Below are 18,683 nucleotides of genomic sequence, written 5' to 3'. Positions count from 1 at the left end.
AGTGTAGGCGCTGGCCAGAAAACTGCTTATTACTCGATGGTCGATAACAGACGGCTACTAAAGACCTGTTCGTCGGACGCTCCGAACAACACAAACCGCACCCGCTTCAGGTTTTCCAGCCTGGGCAGGACCTGTTTGACGGTATTCATGGCCACTTCCGCCGCAAGTTTCACCGGATAGCCGAAGGCACCCGCCGAGATAGCCGGAAATGCAATGGATTCTATGGCCTTGCTGTCTGCCAGCTCCATTGCATTGCGGTAACACTCTGTCAGCCAGTGGTCAGACGGCTCGTCAACTCCGTAAACCGGCCCGAGGCAATGGATAATGTATTGGTTCGGCAGGTTGTGTGCACTTGAAATAACCGCTTCGCCGGGCCGGATCGGCGCCATCGGCCGGCACTCTTCCGCCAGCCCCGGCCCTGCAGCGGAATGTATCGCACCGGCAACACCGCCGCCCGGCATCAGTTGTGCGTTGGCTGCATTGACCACTGCGTCTATATCATCCTGGCGGGTAATATCGCCGCGAACGCATTCCACGGTTTTTCCGTTCAGTTCCACCTGTGCCATAGAACCCTCCCGGCCATAACCTCAGCGGCGACGCTTCAGCGAACGGTTGATGATGACTGTCTGCGGCTCGCCATGACCCGCGATTACTGCCATTGCCCGCTCCAGCGTCGCCTCGGCAATAGCCTCATGTTTTTGTGGTAGTGAGTGAACCCTGACCGGCAGGAAATCCAGCAACCGGTCATCCCCGAAGGTAGCCATTCTGAGCGACTCCGGCAACCCATCCGGCTGCTCCATCAGAACATCCAGAACACCCTGCATCAGCGTGTACGACGCCGTGATCAACGCGTCTGGCAGCCCCTTCTCCGCCAGCACCTGCCGCATCAGGCTGGCGCCAGAGGCCCGGTCATAGTGTTCGCCACTGTAAACCCACCACTGGCCGCTGCGTGCCCGTGCCACGTCTTCAAAACCCTCGCGCCGCTCGCGAGTCATGGCAAGTGTTGGCACGGCATCAAGCCACACTACCGAGCCTGTACCCAGCTCCAGCACGGATCGGGTCAGTGCGGCCGCGCCCTTGCGATTGTCGCTGACCACGCAGCTGATCGCCCCCGGCGACTGGGCCCGGTCCACCGCAATCACCGGAAGGCCATCCTGTTGCAGTTGTTGATAGAAGGGGTCGTCCGACGCCAGGGCGCTGGCCACGATCAGGGCATCGCACCGCCGCGCTTTCAGTGACCGTGCCAGCTCGCGCTCGGTATCCGGGTTATCCCCGGAGCCGGCAATCAGCAACTGATAGCCCCGGGCCCGAGCGCCCTTCTCCAGCAACTTGGCCAGTCGGGCGTAACTGGCATTTTCCAGGTCCGGCAGAATAAACCCGAGGGTGCGGCTCGCCCCGCCACGCAGCGCGGCAGCCTGGGGGTCAATCTGGAAGTGACTGTCCCGGGCAATTGTCAGCACCTTGTCGATGGTCTGCTGTTTGATTCTGCGGGCCGGCCCCTGGCCGTTGATGACGTAACTGGCGGTCGTGCGGGACACCCCCGCCAGGCGGGCAAGTTCTGCAAGGGTCATAGGGCCACTTCCTCCTGGTCACAGATTGCTTGATTTCTGATCAGATCTGTTTCATGATTCATTCTATGTTTGCTGACACGATTCAGCAACCCGAATTTTCACTGGCAATGACAACCCCCTAATGCCACTGCCAGCACCACACAACAACAAGGCGAGGCTATACCCCATGCTGACGCTTACAGCCAACGATATCCGCCTGGGCTGCACCGCAACCGACTGGCAGGATGCCCTGAAGCAGGCAAGCCAGGACCTGCAGGAAACCGGCAGGACCACTTCTGATTACCACGCCGGGATGCTGGCGAGAGAGCATCAGTCCTCCACCGTACTTGGTAACGGCATTGCCATTCCTCACGGCACTCCGGAAAGTCGCTCAGCGGTCATCAGCACTGGCATCCGGGTATTGCAGTTTCCTGATGGAGTTACCTGGCATGACAGCACAACAGTGTATGTTCTGGTAGCCATTGCCGCCCAGTCAGACGAACACCTGGACATACTGCGCCACCTGACCCGTGTACTGGACAAACCCGGCCTTTCCCGGAAGCTTGCCGAAGCCGACGACACCGCTGCGCTGGTGACCCTGTTGTCCCGGGAGCCCGTGATGCCGAAATGCGATGCGCAGACGCTATGCCTGGGTATCAATACCCAGGCCACGAGCGAACTGGCCCTGAGCGCCGCCGCCAGGTTACAGGGGCTTGGCTGCGTAGACTCTGCGTTCATGAAGGAAATTGTCGCTCAGCCCCCGGTTGCGCTTGGTCAGGGCTTCTGGCTTGTTCATCACAGCATTGGCAGTCATCGCCCGGCGCTCGCACTGGCTACCCCCAAAGAACCGACCGGCGAACTGGCCGGCGTGTTCTGCCTCGCGGGCCAGGGCGACGACTGCCGGGAACTGCTGGAACGCATCGATAACTTCCTGGCCCAGAACACCCCCCTGGAAAACCAGTCCGTGGATGCCGTGCTCTCCAGGCTTTCCGGCGAACAGGCCAATGCCGTCAGCGAGCGGGTGCAACTGTTGAACACCCACGGACTCCATGCACGGCCCGCCAAGCAACTGGTCCAGGAGGCGCGGCAGCACGATGCAGATATCCGCATCCGTCTTGAAAATGGTGACGGTAACTCTGTGTCTGCCACCAGCCTGACACGCATTATCGGCCTTGGCGCACGCCGCGGTCAGACACTGGTGATCTCTGCCACAGGTGATGAGGCAGAAAAGGCAGTCAATGCCGTGTGCCGGGCCATCAGTGACGGCCTCGGAGAAACCGTATCACCGTTACGCCACCAGGAGAGACAGCCGGAACCATCCGAGCCGGAACCGGAACCACTGGCGGACAACGAGGCGCTGAGAGCCGTTGCTGCCTCACCGGGCCTGGCACTGGCTCCAGCCTTCGTGATGCGCCAGCCAACCCTGGATTATCCGGCAAGCGCCAGCGATGCCGATGAACAGACCAGTCGCCTTGGCCGTGCCATCGACGAAGCCGATGGGCAGCTACGTAGCTTGATTCGCCAGGCGGAAGGTGGCGAAGTGGCACCGATTCTGTCGGTACACGTGGAAATGCTACAGGACGACGACCTCTACCAGGCCGCGCTGGAAGCTGTTAACGAAGGCGCCTCCGCCGAAGCCGGCTGGTGGCGTGCCATAGATACGGCTGCCCGGGCCCAGGAAGCGCTGGCCGACAGGCTTCTTGCAGAACGTGCGGCAGACCTGCGGGATGTTGGCCGGCGCGTGCTGGCCAACCTCTGCGGCGTAGCCATGCCGACGCCTCCGGATGAGCCCTATGTACTGATCGCAGATGACCTGGGCCCTTCCGACGTGGCCAGGCTCAATACCCAACGGGTTCGTGGCCTGGTTACGGCGCGGGGTGGGGCCACCTCCCACAGCGCCATTCTGGCCCGCGCACTGGGCCTGCCGGCCGTGGTCGGTGCCGGCAATCGCATTCTCACCATCACCGATGGCACGGATGTGGTGGTTGATGGCGAGCGCGGCTGCATTGTTCCCAATCCCGGCCCCGAACGTCGTGAGCGCATCAACCGCCGCCTGGACCAGTTGACCCGGCTGCAGGCACAGGCCCACGAGTGCCGGAACGAACCGGCCACCACAACCGATGGCCACACTATCGACGTGTGCGCGAATCTGGGCAACACCGCTCACACCCCCGACGCGGTGGACCGGGGAGCCGATGGTATTGGCCTGCTGCGCACCGAGTTCATCTTCATGGAACATCCGGAAGCGCCGGATCTGGACACCCAGGTAAAGGAGTACCGCCACGCCTTTGATGCCCTCAATGGCCTGCCCCTGGTGGCGCGGACCCTGGATGTAGGCGGCGACAAGCCACTGGATTACTGGCCCCTGGCCCACGAGGACAATCCGTTCCTCGGGTTGCGGGGCATTCGCCTGTCACTGACCCGTCCGGACATTCTGGAAACCCAGATCCGTGCCCTGCTGACTGCTTCAGACAACCGTCCATTGCGGATCATGTTCCCCATGGTAAAGGATCTGGAGGAGTTTCGCGCTGCCAAGGCCATCGTCGAGCGGGTCCGTGCCGAGATTCCCTGCCAGGGCCTGCAGGTTGGCGTGATGATCGAGGTGCCCTCCTGCGCCCTGCTGGCTCACACCCTGGCTCCGGAAGTGGACTTCTTCTCCGTGGGCACCAATGATCTGACCCAGTACACGCTGGCGATTGACCGGGGCCATGGTCAGCTGTCGGCGCAATCCGACGGTCTGCACCCCTCGGTACTGCAACTGATTCGCATGACCGTGAAAGCGGCCCACGCCCATCATCGCTGGGTGGGGGTCTGCGGCGAGCTGGCTTCGGACCCACAGGCCATTCCGGTTCTGCTGGGCCTGGATGTGGACGAGCTGTCGGTGACCAGCCGACGAGTGCCGCTGGTAAAAGCCTGCATTCGCGGGCTCAGCCGTGAACATGCCCGGGGGCAGGCAGAACTGGCTCTGAGCAAGGCCACGGCGGCAGAGGTACGAGACACCCTGGAGGTGCTGTAATGGCCCGCATACTCACCATTACACTCAACCCTGCGCTGGACCTGAACGTTGAAGCCGACAGCGTCAAACTTGGCAGCGTCAACCGCGCGCGGACCACGCGCCTGGACCCGGCTGGCAAAGGCATTAACCTGGGCCGCGTTTTGTCCAGTCTTGGCCATACCGTAGCCGTGTCCGGCCTGCTGGGCGAAATCAACGCAGCGCCTTTCGAACGCCTCTTCGTATCGGAAAATCTCGAAGACCGTTTCGTGCGTGTGCCTGGCCAGAACCGCGTCAATGTGAAGATTGCCGAAGACAGTGGTCGGATAACGGACCTCAATGGCACCGGGTTCGTTGCTCCAGCTGAGGCAGCTGAACATCTGAAATCCTGTCTTGATTCATTGTCAGGCGAATACGACGCAGTTGCCATTGCCGGCAGCCTCCCTGGCGGCTTTCTGCCCCACGCCCTGACTGAACTGGTCATCCTGGCCCGCTCCGCCAGAATTCCCGTTTGGCTGGATACCAGCGGCGCGGCCCTGGAAGCCGGGCTTCAGGCCCTGCCTGACGGCATCAAGCCCAATGTGGATGAACTGGCCGAATGGGCCGGTCGCCCGCTGGAAAGCCTTGACGCCATCGCTGGAGCCGCTCGCTCGCTTCAGGATTGCGGCATTGCCCATGTCGTGGTTTCCATGGGCGAGAAGGGCGTGCTCTGGTTGTCGCCCCAGGGTAACTGGCGGGCCTTTCCACCCCCGGTATCCGCCTCCAGCACGGTCTGTGCGGGCGACACCCTGCTGGCCGGCATCATCCACGGCCTGCTTCAGGGGCATCAGCCCGAACAGGTTCTGGCTACAGCTACCGCGCTTTCTGCGGAATGCGTTCGACACGTTGGCGTTGGCAACCCCCACGCCGCGGACTTCACCCAACTGATCCAGCAAACCCGCGTCACTCTCTTCACCCCCTGGCCCGGGCACAACAACAATGGGGAGATGCCATTATGAAACTTATCATCGTCACTGCCTGCCCCCAGGGCGTTGCCACCAGTTTCCTGGCGGCCCGGGCCCTGGAACGTGCGGCACACCAGAAAGGCTGGGAAACCAGCACCGACATCCGCAATCAGCAGCAACCGGCGTCTTCGCTTTCCGAGGAGACAATCGCTTCCGCTGACCTGGTGATCGCCGCCACGGGAACGCCCACAGACCTGAGCACCTATGCTGGCAAGCGCCTTTACCAGCTTCCGGTCACCGCCGCCCTGCCCGACCCGACACGTGTGCTGGAGCAGGCCGAACAGCAGGCCGTTCCCTATCAGCCTTCAGAAACACAGGCAGCGGAGGCCCCTGCCCCGGAGTCCGCTGGCAAGCGTATCGTCGCAGTGACCGCCTGCCCCACTGGGGTTGCCCATACCTTCATGGCGGCAGAGGCTCTGACCGGCGCAGCCACGGCAGCGGGACACCAGATACGCGTGGAAACCCAGGGCTCCGTGGGCGCCCAGGACCCCCTGACAGCAGCGGAAATCGAGGCGGCGGATGTGGTGATTCTGGCCTGCGATATCGAAGTGGACCCCAGCCGTTTTGCCGGCAAGCCATTGTGGCGCACCTCCACCGGCAATGCCCTGAAAAAGCCGGGACCAACCATCGACGAGGCACTTGCCAACGCCACCGTCGAGGATGACCAGAAGAAAAGGGCGGCAGCGGGAGGCGGCGAGAGTCGCGGCCCTTACAAGCATCTGCTCACAGGTGTTTCCTTCATGCTGCCAATGGTGGTGGCGGGAGGCCTGCTGATTGCCCTGTCGTTCGTTTTCGGCATTGACGCATTTGAAGAGGAAGGCACCCTTGCAGCGGCATTGATGCAGATCGGCGGCGGTACGGCGTTCCAGTTGATGATTCCACTACTGGCCGGCTACATTGCCTGGTCCATTGCCGACAGGCCGGGCCTGGCGCCGGGCATGATCGGCGGCTACCTGGCCGGGACGCTCGGTGCAGGCTTCCTGGGCGGTATCATTGCAGGCTTCCTCGCCGGTTACGTGGCCCGCTTTATCAGCCAGAAACTGCCAATGCCGGAGAGCATTGAATCCCTCAAACCCATCCTGATCATCCCGTTGCTGGCCAGCCTGGTGACCGGCCTGGGCATGATCTACGTGATCGGTGAGCCTGCCGCTGCGCTGATGAGCGGGCTGACCAGTTTCCTTGAGGGTATGGGCACCACCAACGCCATCCTGCTGGGCGGTATTCTCGGAGCCATGATGTGCTTTGACCTGGGTGGGCCGGTGAATAAGGCTGCCTACACCTTCGGGGTCGGCCTGCTGTCGGAAGGCAGCGGGGGTTCGGCTCCCATGGCAGCGATCATGGCCGCCGGCATGGTGCCGGCCATCGGCATGGGCGTAGCCAGCTTTGTCGCCCGAGCGAAGTTTGCCGAGGCCGAGCGGCAGGCCGGGCGCGCGTCATTCGTATTGGGCCTGTGCTTTATCTCGGAAGGCGCCATCCCCTTTATGGCAAAGGACCCCTTACGGGTTATTCCGGTGTGCATGGTGGGCGGCGCTATCACCGGTGCCCTGTCCATGCTGTTCGCGGTGAAGCTGATGGCCCCCCACGGCGGTCTGTTTGTACTGGCCATCCCCAATGCTGTCAGCGCGGTGCTGCCCTATGTGGCAGCCATTGCCATCGGTTCACTGGTGATCGGGTTCGGCTACGCAATGATCAAGGTGGGAAAGGCCGAGGTGGCTGCAACAAGCTAACGCTCCACGGGGGCGCTTGACGCCCCCGGCATTTACGGCGATCGTGTTCCCCGGATTAACCCACAAGGAAGCCGTGATGAAACTTCTGCCCACACTGATCCTGGCCGTTGCCGCCATTATTTCTGCGTCACTGATTGCCGATGGCCTGACCGGGCTGCGAACCGGCGACCGTTTTGTGACTGTCAAAGGTGTCGCGGAACGGGAGGTCAAGGCAGACCTGGCGCTTTGGCCGCTACGATTCGTGGCCACAGGGGATACTCTGGATGAAGCCCGGGAAAACGCTCGCAATAGCAACGAAAGCATCATGGCATTTCTGAAGCTGCAGGCCATCGATACCGACGCGGTGGAACTGCAGCGCCTTGATGTAACTGACACCCGCGCCAACCCCTACCAGGGCAGCGATAACGGCCAGAAATTCATTATCAACCAGACCCTGATGGTGCGCAGTGAGGCTGTTGATCGTATTCGTCAGGCCGCACAGTCAGTCAGCGAGCTGGTAGATTCCGGTGTCATTCTGTCCTCCGATTATGGTCCTGGCGGGCCCACTTACCTGTTCAACAGTCTGAACGACATCAAGCCGGAAATGATCGCAGACGCAACTGCATCTGCGCGTGAAAGCGCCGTACAGTTTGCCCGGGACGCCGGAACCGAACTGGGTGAGCTACGACGGGCCAACCAGGGGGTATTCCAGATTCTCGCCAGGGACCAGGCACCCGGCATCAGCGAGGGCCAGCAGCCTGTCAAGACTGTCAGGGTGGTGACCACGGTTGAGTATTACCTTAACTGACAACCCTGGACTACTGCGTCTGCACCATTTCATCGGTGACCTGGTACTCCCCGGCCAACCAGCGCAGAATTTCCCTTGCAGCCGGGTGATCAAAGCGGGAATAGGACTCAACCAGTGCCTGGTGACGTTCACCGCTGATTCTTGCAAGCCCCGCATCTTCCAGCACAAGCAGGTCAGCAGCGACCTGCCGCGCCAGTTTCTTACCCAACACCTCTTCAGCGGCCTGATAGAATGCCTGGCCATACTGATATCCTTCCGCCTGCTCGTAGCTGCGCGACAGCGTGATCGCAGGTATGGTCGTAAGAGTCGGCTGCAGGGCGGGGTTAATAGCATGGCCAGCAAGGTACTGACTGTTGGCGGCGGGCCTTCCGGTGAACGCCCGCAAATGCAGATGACGGGACATCCTGTCACCGTCGTTCACCGGGTAGTTATCCCATAGCACCGGCTTTCGCCTCAGTGCTTCGGAAACGCGCTGGAGATGGCCCGGCGTTATTTCCCGGGAACAGACTTCCTCTCCTGTCCAGAATACCTGAACTGACGGATCCAGCGCCCTGCCCAGATCCTCCAGATAGTGGGCGGGACGGTCACCAAACACCCGGTCCAGCACCGGATCGTCGGAATAATAGCTGGGGCACACCGTCAGCTGTTCTGATCCGCTTCTCTCGGCAACCCAGTGGATGATATCCGCCTGGCGCGCCGCCAGATCGGACGTATCGCTTCTCATGTCATCAAACAGGATGGCCAGATCGGAGATACCCAGTCTATCGAAAGACGCCAACTTCTCCGCCAATGCTGTTTTTGCCGAATTATCGAAATTGTTGAAGACTTCAAACGGACTCAGACCCACACCGAACCGAACACCCTGCTCGCGACAGAAGTCAGCAAAACCAGACAACTCACGGGCCACAGGCGCAGGGTATGGCTCGTTCCAGCGGCGGCGAAGAAAGGCATCAGCCTTGGGCGCATACCAGTAATTCCGGTATCCGCGGGGCGCCAGTGACCGCACGAGTTGTCGGCGTTCCTCCCAGCTCCATAGCGGGCCATAGAAGCCTTCGATAATGCCCAGTGGTGGGTGTTCTGACATTGGCTTTCCCATCTCCCGACTGCAGTCACAGATCAGATATTGCAGAGATTAACCCCGAGGATGATCGCACACTTCCCTCAATGTCCGCTAAACTCGCATAATCGGTATTCTATTAACAGCTCACTAGATAATGTGCGATGAAGGAGCGCAGTAAATGGACATAAAAACCTTTGAAGACCTGATCACTTGGGCACTTGAGCTCCATACCAATCTCTCCCGATGTCTGTCGGAGTGTTCCGGGAAAAATCAGGACGAACGTGCCAGTGCGCTACTGAGCTACCTGGCGGAGCATGAATCCGAACTCGCACGCATTACTGCCGAATTCGAGAAACAGGCCGACCCGAAAGCCCTGAAGACAAGAATCTACGATTATCTGGACAACGAACACAAACGCATCAAAGCACACCAGATCTGCGATGATCATTACGCTGGTCTGGACTTTGAGAGCATTGAGCGGGAAGTCTTCGCATTCCATGACCAACTGATCGACCTTTACGACAGCCTTGCCGGCAAAGCAGAGATTCCGGAAGCGAAAGAGCTGGTGGAATCCTTGAAAGCCATGGAAGAACACGAAGCCATGAGGTTGGCCAGTCAGATCGGCAGAATGAATGACGTCTGAGGCTTACCCGGCCTGACAGGGAAAACTGGCATTTTCGCACCATTAGAAGTACTGTATATAAAAACAGTACATCGGATGCCGTTATGAAGACACGAGGGACAGCACTCAACCCGGAAAACCGCTTCCAGCCCATCGTCACTGATCGCCAAAGTGACGACGGCTGGTATCAGGACCCGACTGACGAAACCTGTCCCGACTCCGTGGTTACGGAAGTGATGGAGGAGCGGGCACGCTCAATCATCAGCCGGAACCGATCCCCGGACGTGCCTTTTGATCAGTCCATAAACCCCTACCGAGGTTGCGAGCACGCGTGCATCTACTGCTTCGCAAGGCCCTCCCATGCGTACTGGGACATGTCCCCCGGGCTGGACTTCGAAACCCGCCTGATCGCCAAGCCCAATGCTGCCGAACAGCTGCGCAAGGAACTGGACAAGCCCGGTTATCGGGTGTCACCCATCGCTCTGGGAATGAACACGGATGCCTATCAACCGGTGGAGAAACAGCGGGAAATCACCAGGGGCATACTCAAGGTATTGGCCGAGTACCGCCACCCGGTGACCATTATCACCAAGGGAGCCCTGATTCTGCGCGACCTGGACCTGTTATCGGAGCTGGCAGGCCAGGGCCTGTGCTCGGTCAGTGTCAGCCTTACCACTCTGGACAATACCCTGAAGCGGCAAATGGAACCCCGGGCTGCAGCGCCGGCCACACGCCTGAAAATCATTCGTGAACTCAACGCCGCCGGAATACCGACTGGCATCATACTTGGGCCGGTAATTCCATTCATTAACGACCACGAAATCGAAGCGATTCTGGAGGCCGCCGCCGGGGCAGGTGCGGGGCGGGCAAGCTGGATCATGCTACGCCTGCCCCTGGAACTGGACGAACTGTTTCAGGACTGGTTGCAACGGCATTTCCCCCAACGCGCCGAACACGTCATGGCCCGTATCCGGGACCTGAGAGGAGGCAAGAGTTACGAGTCACGATGGGGCGAGAGAATGACTGGAACCGGACCCTATGCCGACCTGGTACGTCAGCGCTTCAACAGGAAAGCGAGAAGCCTGGGGCTCGGCCGGCATGAAGCAGAACCACTGCGCACCGACCTTTTCCGAAAGCCTGGCGGTGAGCAAATACCTCTGTTTTGACATTATCCCGCACCGGGGTAGTAAAAAACGGCAACAGGGGCTAAGACCTAGGTCTTAGAGACACCGGTTTTTCATTCCGTTGGCTGTCGATTATTGCTAAGTTGGCCTACAGTAAAGAGTTACTCATCCCAAAATGGGAGGGGCTCTTACCAAAACAACGACAAAAGAGGCTAGAAGAGCAATGAAGATCCGTTCTGTTCTATCCGCGGCTGTGCTGGCTGTAGCAACCACCTTTGCTTCCACACAAGCCCTCGCTCAAGAAACCTTTACACTGCGCCTGGCAGAAACCTGGGGGCCCAACTTTCCAATCTTTGGTGACACCACCAAAAACTTCGCCGAGCGCGTCGAAAAAATGTCCGACGGACGGCTCAAGGTACGCATTGATTCCGCCAACAAGCACAAAGCCCCTCTGGGTGTGTTTGATATGGTCAAGGCCGGCCAGTACGACATGGGGCACTCCGCTTCCTACTACTGGAAGGGAAAGGTCCCCAACACCCTGTTTTTCACCAGCATGCCCTTCGGCATGAACGCCATGGAACAATACGCCTGGTTTTACCACGGTGGCGGCATGGAGCTGATGCAGGAAGTGTATGAACCACACAACATGCTCTCCTTCCCCGGCGGCAACACCGGCGTCCAGATGGGTGGTTGGTTCCGCAAGGAAATCAAGTCACTGGATGACCTGGATGGCCTGAAAATGCGTATTCCGGGCTTCGCGGGCGAAGTCTTCGCGGAAGTCGGCGTCAACCCGACGAACATTCCTCCAGGCGAGCTTTACACCGCTCTGGAACGCAACACCATTGATGCAGTGGAATGGGTAGGCCCGGCACTGGATCTGCGCCTTGGTTTCCAGCAGATCGCTGATTACTACTACACCGGCTGGCATGAGCCTGCCACCGAGCTGCAGTTTCTGGTCAACAAGAAGGTATGGGATAAACTGCCCGCAGACCTCCAGGAAATCATGCGCATAGCGATGCGCACAGCGTCCTACGACATGCTGGTTCACTCACAGCATGCCAACGCAGAGGCCTGGGCAAATATCAGGGAAGAATACCCGAACGTGGAGATCAAGCAGTTCCCGAACGACATCTTCCAGGCTATGTATAAAGCCAACGAGAAACTTCTGGACGAGGCTGCCGAAGAGAACGAGCAGGCAGCACGAATCGTGAAGTCCCAGGAAGAATATCTCGAGAAGAGCCGCGCCTACACGAACATTTCAGAGCGCGCCTATCTCAACACGATGGCAGAAGTCGAGTAAGATATAGGCTGAAACGGAGCCGGGATCGCTCTTCAGGTGGTCCCGGTTTTGTCGTTTATAGCAACTGAAAAATCGCCAGCTCAGTTGGCGGAGGACAATCAATGCGTTGGATTATCAAGCTGGACGAAGGCCTGGCATGGCTGTCCATCTTTTGTGGCTGGGTGGCCTGTGCCGCAATGATACTGATGGCCGGTAACGTCTTTTATGATGTGGTGGCGCGCTACGCTTTCAATGAAGTTTCAATCGGCATGCAGGAAATGGAATGGCACCTTTACTCGGTGGTGTTTCTGCTTGGGATTCCCTATGCGCTGCGCACCGATGGTCATGTCCGGGTAGACGTTTTCTATACCCGCTGGAGCGACAAAACCAAGGCCTGGGTCAACATGATTGGTGCTGTTATCTTTGTTATCCCGTTCTCCTATCTCATCTGGCATTACGGCTATGACTTCGCCGTTGAGTCTTACAGGATGGGTGAAGGCAGTGGCGACCCGGGCGGCCTCCCCCACCGCTGGATAATAAAGAGCGTGATTCCGATCTCCGCCGTCTTTACGGCAATAGCTGGGCTCAACATGGTGACCCACGCCATACGTGTGCTTTCCGGCGAGAAGACTTACGAACCCAAGCATGGCGCGGAGGGTCTCGCATGATCGGTATGATTATGTTTGTAGCCGCGTTGTTTCTGCTGATGCTGGGGTTTCCGGTTGCCTTTACCTTTGGTGGTGTGGCCCTGTTTTTCGGCGTGTTCTCCGAAGGCATGGATCTTTTTGCCTTCATGCCCTACCGCATCATGAGCGTGATGCAGAACACTGTCCTGATGGCGGTTCCGCTCTTCATCTTTATGGGGGTGGTCCTGCAGCGCACAAAGCTGGCCGAGCAGCTGCTCACCTCCATGGGGCGCCTGTTTGGCGGACTGCCCGGCGGGCTGGCCATTTCCACCATCCTGGTGGGGGCCCTCCTTGCTGCCTCAACTGGTGTGGTTGGTGCCAGCGTTGTCGCCATGGGCCTGATCTCACTGCCGGTCATGCTCGCCCATGATTACGACAAACGGCTTGCTACAGGCACCATCTGTGCTGCCGGCACGCTTGGCCAGATTGTTCCGCCTTCGATTATCCTGATTATTCTTGGCGACGTCCTGGGCCTGCCGGTGGGTGATCTGTTCAAGGCGGCGGTGATCCCGGGTGTGGTCCTGGTAGGGCTGTACATTGTCTATATTCTGGTGCTGACCCGTTTCCAGCCGCAAATGGCACCCGCCATGCCGGATGACAGCGGTCTTTCCCGGAAGCGGGAAATCTTCGCGGCCCTGCTTGCGATTATCCCGCCTCTGGCACTGATTGTTGTTGTTCTTGGCTCCATCTTCGCAGGCATTGCCACACCCACAGAGTCGTCCGCGCTTGGTGGCATTGGTGCGATCGTATTGGCGATCATCTACCGCCAGTTCTCATTCAAGATGGTGTGGGACGCGTCAAAGGATACGGTCAAGGTTACTGCGATGGTGTTCGCAATTCTGGTGGGTGCCACCGCGTTTTCCATGGTATTCAGCTACACCGGTGGCGATTACCTGCTGGAAGAGTGGTTGCTGCAGCTTCCTGGCGAAAAATGGGGCTTCATCATCCTGGCCATGCTGGTTATCCTGGTGCTGGGTTTCTTCATCGACTTTGTAGAAATCTCATTCATTATCGTGCCCATCCTGGCCCCGGTGGCAGAAGCGCTGGGTATCAACATGCTGTGGTTCGCTATCCTGATTGCCATGAACCTGCAAACCAGCTTCCTGACTCCTCCATTCGGGTTCAGTCTGTTCTATCTTAAAGGGGTGTCGCCCCCTGGGGTACGAACCACGGATATCTACAAAGGGGTGCTACCGTTCATCCTGATGCAGGTACTCGTTCTGGCGATGATTGTCATCTTCCCGGGGTGGTTTGGCATGAGTGCGTCCTACTGATCCATGCCCTACTGACGGCAACCTATACCGGGGCTTCACCGCCCCGGCATTCCGTTTTCCCTTCCCATCCGTTAATGCCATTACCCCCCTGAATTCACCTCCGGATATGACAAAATCCACTTGTTTTCTATACTGGAGGGAGACAGGCGATTCTCAGCTGTGACTTCGGGACACGCCCTGATGCTGAATCACCGTTGACCGGAATGGTCGGCCAGAGCCCGTGATTCGCCAGATGCGAAAGGGAGGCATATATCCATGAATCAAAGCACCGCGAGGAAGACTTCCGCTCCAACCGACGACCGTCGGGAGGAAAGGCCACACCTGCTGACACTGCCCCTGGAAGAACAGCAGGCTGACAGGGAACCCCATAGCTATGAACGCTGGCTGGTCGCCAAACTCATGCGCATGGCTGGCTCCCCGCCGGTGCGGTTTCAGTTATGGAATGGCGAGCTGATTGAGCCTGAAGAGGGACAGGCACGCTTTACCCTGACCCTCACCGACCCGAAAGCGCTATTCGCCCTGGTTACCAACCCGAACCTGGCTTTCGGCGACCTCTATGCTGCGGGCAGATTGCAGGTGGACGGCGATCTTCCGGAGTTGATGGAAGCGCTCTATCGCTCCGTTCATCAAGCGCGTAAACAGTGGCCGAAATGGCTGGAAACCCTTTGGCGCAATCACAACCCCCGGTCCACTGGCCTCTCCGAGGCCAAAGAAAACATTCATCACCACTACGACCTGGGCAACGAGTTTTACCAGCTCTGGCTGGATCAGGCAGAAATGCAATACACCTGCGCTTATTACGAAACACCGGATCTGACCCTCGAGCAGGCACAACTCGCGAAGCTGGAACACGTCTGTCGCAAGCTGAGGCTGAAACCTGGCATGACCGTGGTTGAAGCCGGCTGTGGCTGGGGCGGCCTGGCTCGCTACATGGCCCGGAACTATGGCGTAAAGGTCCATTCCTACAATATTTCCAAAGAACAGCTTGCCTATGCCCGGAAAGAAGCCAGTCGCCAGCAACTGGACCATCTGATTGATTACGTCGAGGACGACTACCGCAATATCAGCGGGCAATACGATGCCTTCGTATCCATAGGTATGCTCGAGCATGTCGGCAAGGAAAACTATCAGGCGCTTTCAGAACTGATTCGCCGCTCGCTCAAACCAGGTGGCCTGGCACTGCTGCACAGCATTGGGCGCAACCGCCCGATGCTGATGAACGCCTGGATCGAGAAACGTATTTTCCCCGGCGCCTATCCACCCAGCATTTCGGAGTTCATGGGCATTTGCGAGCATGGGGATTTCTCGGTGCTGGATGTGGAGAATCTGAGACTGCACTACGCACAGACCCTGACTCACTGGATGGAGCGGTTCAGAAATAACACGGACAAGGTCACGGAAATGTATGATGAGCACTTTGCCCGTGCTTGGGAAATGTACCTCGCCGGCTCCATTGCAGCCTTTCGGGCAGGCTCACTGCAACTGTTCCAGGTTCTCTTCACCCACGGCGAAAACAACCAGCTGCCGCAAAGCCGAAAAGACATCTACACGACCACCGCTGCCCCGGAGGCGTACTGATGGAATATTATGACCTGATCATCGTAGGTGCCGGGCCTGCAGGATCAACCCTGGCCCACTCACTTCAGGACAGTGGCAAACGAATCCTCATTATCGACAAGCAGGACTTTCCACGCGACAAGACCTGTGCGGGGTGGGTCACCCCTGCGGTGATGAAGAGCCTGGACATTGATACGGATGATTACGGTGCCAGACACACACTCCAGCCCATCAGGCAATTTCGCATCGGCATGATGGGGCAACCGGCCGTAGAGAATGACCACGGCGACATCGTCAGCTATGGCATAAGGCGCTGTGAGTTCGATGCCTATCTGCTGGACCGGGTGACGGCTCCGAAACAACTTAAAACGCCGGTCAAGTCCATCGTTCGCCGGGATGGCAACTGGGTGGTCAACGACACCTGGGAAGCGCCTTTGGTTGTCGGCGCCGGAGGACATTTCTGCCCGGTTGCAAAGTTACTTGGCGACGGCCCGGGCAGCCACGAGACAGTGGTTGCCGCCAAGGAAGTGGAATTCGAGATGACGCCGCAGCAGGCCGAAGTCTGTGAGGCCCGCGGTGACACTCCCGAGCTCTGGTTCTGCCGCGATCTCAAAGGCTACGCATGGGTATTCCGTAAAGGGAATTTCCTCAACATCGGTCTTGGTCGGGAGGACAATCACAAACTGAGTGAGCATCTGAACGCCTTCGTGGAGGAGATGAAGTCAGAGGGGCGGATTCCCTCTGACTTACCCGGACGGTTCAAAGGCCATGCCTATCTTTTATACGCCCACGCAGAGCGGCCACTGGTGGATGACGGCCTGTTACTGATTGGTGATTCCGCCGGCCTGGCGTATACCCAGAGCGGTGAAGGCATCCGGCCCGCAATCGAGTCCGCATTGATGGCCGCTGACATCATCCGCGACAGGGAGGACTATTCCGCCCAGTCACTGCAGCCTTATGGCGAGGCCATTGCGGCCCGTTTCGGAAACCGCGCGGTTTCCCAGGATCATGGCTGGCAGGTACCGGACTGGGTCAAGATGCCACTGGCCAGCACTCTGATGCGATCACACTGGTTTACCCGCAAGGTGGTCACCGAGAAATGGTTCCTCCATCAACAGGTGCCACCACTGGAAACAGCCACTGCGGCTGACTGAAGGCAAAAAACCGGAGCAGGCATACGCCTGCTCCGGTTTGATCGCACACCGTGTGTGTCTATTCAGCAGACAGTTCGATCACATCGATACCGAACAGAGTCGTTGTGCCACTTACCTCGTTGCCAACAGCCAGCATCGGTTTGCCATTGGGGCTGTCGGCTGCGGCAATGAATGTAAGCCCCTCAGGCCCCAGGTCACCGGCCATACCATTCTCGACATCCGCCTGGGAAGCTGAAAAATCACGATTGTTGAGATACTGGACGAACTCCGGGTTCTGGGGATTGGTGACGTTGTACACCATCAGGCCGCCCACACGCTCCAGGCCGATAAAAGCGAACGTCTGCCCGTTGATGATGCCAACAGTAACGGCTTCCGGCTCGGGGCCCTTGTCGTCGGAGCGGTTATCAAACGAGTTTTCGTCGTTCTGACCGTTGAAGTTGTCAGGGATCAGGCTGGCGGTAATCCGTTCGAACTCGCTACCACTGTCGAACACGCGCCTCCCATCTTCCGACCAGATTGAAAAGGAGCGGGCGCCGTAGGCAAAAAGCTCGCTGTAGATACAATTGTCCTCCACATAGCTCTTGTCGTATTCGCCCTCTACCAGGTTTACATTGGCAGGGTCAGACGGATCACAGGAGCTACCGAAGCCCAGAGTGGAGGTTACATTCAGGCGGCCCAGGTTGGCATCTTTCTGCAATTCTGCGGCATCGGGGAATGCAGTACCATCCAGCGTGAGATCAGCAACGCGAAACTCTTCGCTAAAGCCGTCATAGTCCCGGGAATCACCTTCGTTGGCGGTGATGTAATAGGTTTTGCCATTAAAACCGTAGCTGGCTATGGCATCGGGCTGGTACATGCCCCTGACCGGCCAGTTACGAATATTGATACGGTTGTCGTCGTTACTCGCATCCAGCTCATTGCCAATCAGGCTGTGGTCCTTGAATCCCAGCGGGACGATGGCAGTGATTTCACCTGCCTCGATATCCAGCTCCGCCACCGCGTTATTCTCCTGCAGAGCCACCCAGGCTTTCGTGTTGTCGATAGACACAGCGATATACTCTGGCTCCATATCTTCTGCCAGAGTCGCCCCCGGGCCGAATACCCGCAGCCCCTTCCCCATCAGTGCTGTCTGCTGGCCATTGAAATCAGCAAACCCGGCGGTGGTGACAGTAGCCGATGCAACACCGTTAGAAAGATCAATAATGCTGACAGAGCCTTCCGGGTCCACCGTATAGTCATCGTTCGGTTCACCTTCGTTGGCCACAAGCAGTTTCTGGCCATCACGGGTGAAGGTCACCATATCCGGCAGGGCCCCGACCTCAACTTCGCCCACCTTGTTCAGATCGGTACTGTTGTAGAACACCACCTTGCCAGTGTCCTGCTTGACCTCCGCTTCTATGGCCACAGCTACAAGATCCCCGTACACCGCCACACTGTTGGCAGAGGCTCCCTCGGCGGTGGCATCAATGGTTCCCAGCTTTACCGGTTGCTCCGGGTCCTGGATGTCCAGAACATCCACAGTGGAATCATTGGCATTGATAACGAATAAGCGTTGATTGACCGGATCATGGGCAACAATCTCGGCGGCACTCTCATCAAAGATTCCGCTGGCATAGCTGCCAAGGACGTTCAGTTCAATCAGGGTCTGGCTGGTGCCGGCAGCACCGTCGTTGCCGTCATTGCCGTCATCGCCGTCACAGGCGGTCAGCCCCAGAACAGTGGTAAGAATTGCTGCTGAGAGGAGCGTTTTCTGAAGTTTCATGGTTGCCTCTTCTGTGGTTACACGTGTGGTTGTCAACGACACACTTTATGGAGAAGAGGTGACAGAAAGACGTCTCTTTTAAGTCAGAACTGTTTCACAATAAAG

The 18,683-nt window shown here is 58.4% G+C and carries 15 protein-coding genes; 11 read left to right on the top strand and 4 right to left on the bottom strand.

The window, feature by feature from the left end; all coding sequences use genetic code 11:
* Positions 1-29: 29 nt before the first annotated feature.
* Positions 30-566, bottom strand: coding sequence for a macro domain-containing protein (locus QPM17_RS08460; protein ID WP_285390216.1), 537 nt, complete (start codon positions 564-566; stop codon positions 30-32).
* 21 nt (positions 567-587) lie between these two features.
* The gene (gene cra / locus QPM17_RS08455; RefSeq protein WP_285390215.1) at positions 588-1,571 is read right to left on the bottom strand and encodes a catabolite repressor/activator; all 984 of its coding nucleotides are present in this window, start codon (positions 1,569-1,571) and stop codon (positions 588-590) included.
* 166 nt (positions 1,572-1,737) lie between these two features.
* On the opposite strand from cra, the gene ptsP reads away from it, so the two are divergent.
* The 4 genes from ptsP (at position 1,738) to QPM17_RS08435 (ending at position 8,060) form a co-directional block, all read left to right on the top strand.
* Positions 1,738-4,566: a phosphoenolpyruvate--protein phosphotransferase gene (gene ptsP / locus QPM17_RS08450; protein ID WP_285390214.1), complete on the top strand. Its 2,829-nt coding sequence runs from the start codon at positions 1,738-1,740 to the stop codon at positions 4,564-4,566.
* Complete coding sequence (pfkB, locus tag QPM17_RS08445; RefSeq protein WP_285390213.1) at positions 4,566-5,540, top strand: 1-phosphofructokinase; 975 nt, start codon at positions 4,566-4,568, stop codon at positions 5,538-5,540. Before ptsP ends, pfkB begins: the two co-directional genes overlap by 1 nt.
* The gene (locus QPM17_RS08440) at positions 5,537-7,273 is read left to right on the top strand and encodes a PTS fructose-like transporter subunit IIB (RefSeq protein ID WP_285390212.1); all 1,737 of its coding nucleotides are present in this window, start codon (positions 5,537-5,539) and stop codon (positions 7,271-7,273) included. Before pfkB ends, QPM17_RS08440 begins: the two co-directional genes overlap by 4 nt.
* A 76-nt stretch (positions 7,274-7,349) precedes the next feature.
* Positions 7,350-8,060: an SIMPL domain-containing protein gene (locus tag QPM17_RS08435; protein WP_285390211.1), complete on the top strand. Its 711-nt coding sequence runs from the start codon at positions 7,350-7,352 to the stop codon at positions 8,058-8,060.
* A 10-nt stretch (positions 8,061-8,070) separates the two neighbouring features.
* Here the strand turns inward: QPM17_RS08435 and QPM17_RS08430 are convergent, their stop codons facing one another.
* On the bottom strand, positions 8,071-9,144 hold the full coding sequence (locus QPM17_RS08430) for a beta-N-acetylglucosaminidase domain-containing protein (protein ID WP_285390210.1): 1,074 nt from the start codon (positions 9,142-9,144) through the stop codon (positions 8,071-8,073).
* Between the two features lie 154 nt (positions 9,145-9,298).
* Here QPM17_RS08430 and QPM17_RS08425 point away from each other — a divergent pair, with 154 nt between their 5' ends.
* From QPM17_RS08425 to QPM17_RS08395, 7 genes are all read left to right on the top strand, one after another.
* Positions 9,299-9,763 carry an ATPase gene (locus tag QPM17_RS08425; RefSeq protein WP_285390209.1) on the top strand — a complete coding sequence of 155 codons (465 nt, stop codon included), beginning with the start codon at positions 9,299-9,301 and terminating at the stop codon, positions 9,761-9,763.
* Positions 9,764-9,846: 83 nt separating this feature from the next.
* A complete protein-coding gene (locus QPM17_RS08420) occupies positions 9,847-10,908 on the top strand; it encodes a PA0069 family radical SAM protein (protein WP_285390208.1) in 1,062 nt (353 codons plus the stop codon).
* Between the two features lie 181 nt (positions 10,909-11,089).
* A complete protein-coding gene (locus QPM17_RS08415; protein ID WP_285390207.1) occupies positions 11,090-12,166 on the top strand; it encodes a TRAP transporter substrate-binding protein in 1,077 nt (358 codons plus the stop codon).
* Positions 12,167-12,267: 101 nt separating this feature from the next.
* Positions 12,268-12,813 (top strand): TRAP transporter small permease subunit, encoded by a 546-nt coding sequence (locus QPM17_RS08410; RefSeq protein WP_285390206.1) that lies wholly within the window; start codon positions 12,268-12,270, stop codon positions 12,811-12,813.
* Positions 12,810-14,105 (top strand): TRAP transporter large permease, encoded by a 1,296-nt coding sequence (locus QPM17_RS08405; RefSeq protein WP_285390205.1) that lies wholly within the window; start codon positions 12,810-12,812, stop codon positions 14,103-14,105. The genes QPM17_RS08410 and QPM17_RS08405 overlap by 4 nt, the downstream gene beginning before the upstream one ends.
* A gap of 255 nt (positions 14,106-14,360) precedes the next feature.
* Positions 14,361-15,683 (top strand): SAM-dependent methyltransferase, encoded by a 1,323-nt coding sequence (locus tag QPM17_RS08400; protein WP_285390204.1) that lies wholly within the window; start codon positions 14,361-14,363, stop codon positions 15,681-15,683.
* Positions 15,683-16,816 carry an NAD(P)/FAD-dependent oxidoreductase gene (locus QPM17_RS08395; protein WP_285390203.1) on the top strand — a complete coding sequence of 378 codons (1,134 nt, stop codon included), beginning with the start codon at positions 15,683-15,685 and terminating at the stop codon, positions 16,814-16,816. The genes QPM17_RS08400 and QPM17_RS08395 overlap by 1 nt, the downstream gene beginning before the upstream one ends.
* 58 nt (positions 16,817-16,874) lie before the next feature.
* Here the strand turns inward: QPM17_RS08395 and QPM17_RS08390 are convergent, their stop codons facing one another.
* A complete protein-coding gene (locus QPM17_RS08390) occupies positions 16,875-18,578 on the bottom strand; it encodes a choice-of-anchor I family protein (RefSeq protein ID WP_285390202.1) in 1,704 nt (567 codons plus the stop codon).
* Between the last annotated feature and the right edge of the window lie 105 nt (positions 18,579-18,683).

It is taken from the genome of Marinobacter azerbaijanicus (assembly GCF_030250645.1).
In the GTDB taxonomy this organism is placed as follows: domain Bacteria; phylum Pseudomonadota; class Gammaproteobacteria; order Pseudomonadales; family Oleiphilaceae; genus Marinobacter; species Marinobacter azerbaijanicus.
This window is presented reverse-complemented; position numbering and strand designations above follow the sequence as displayed.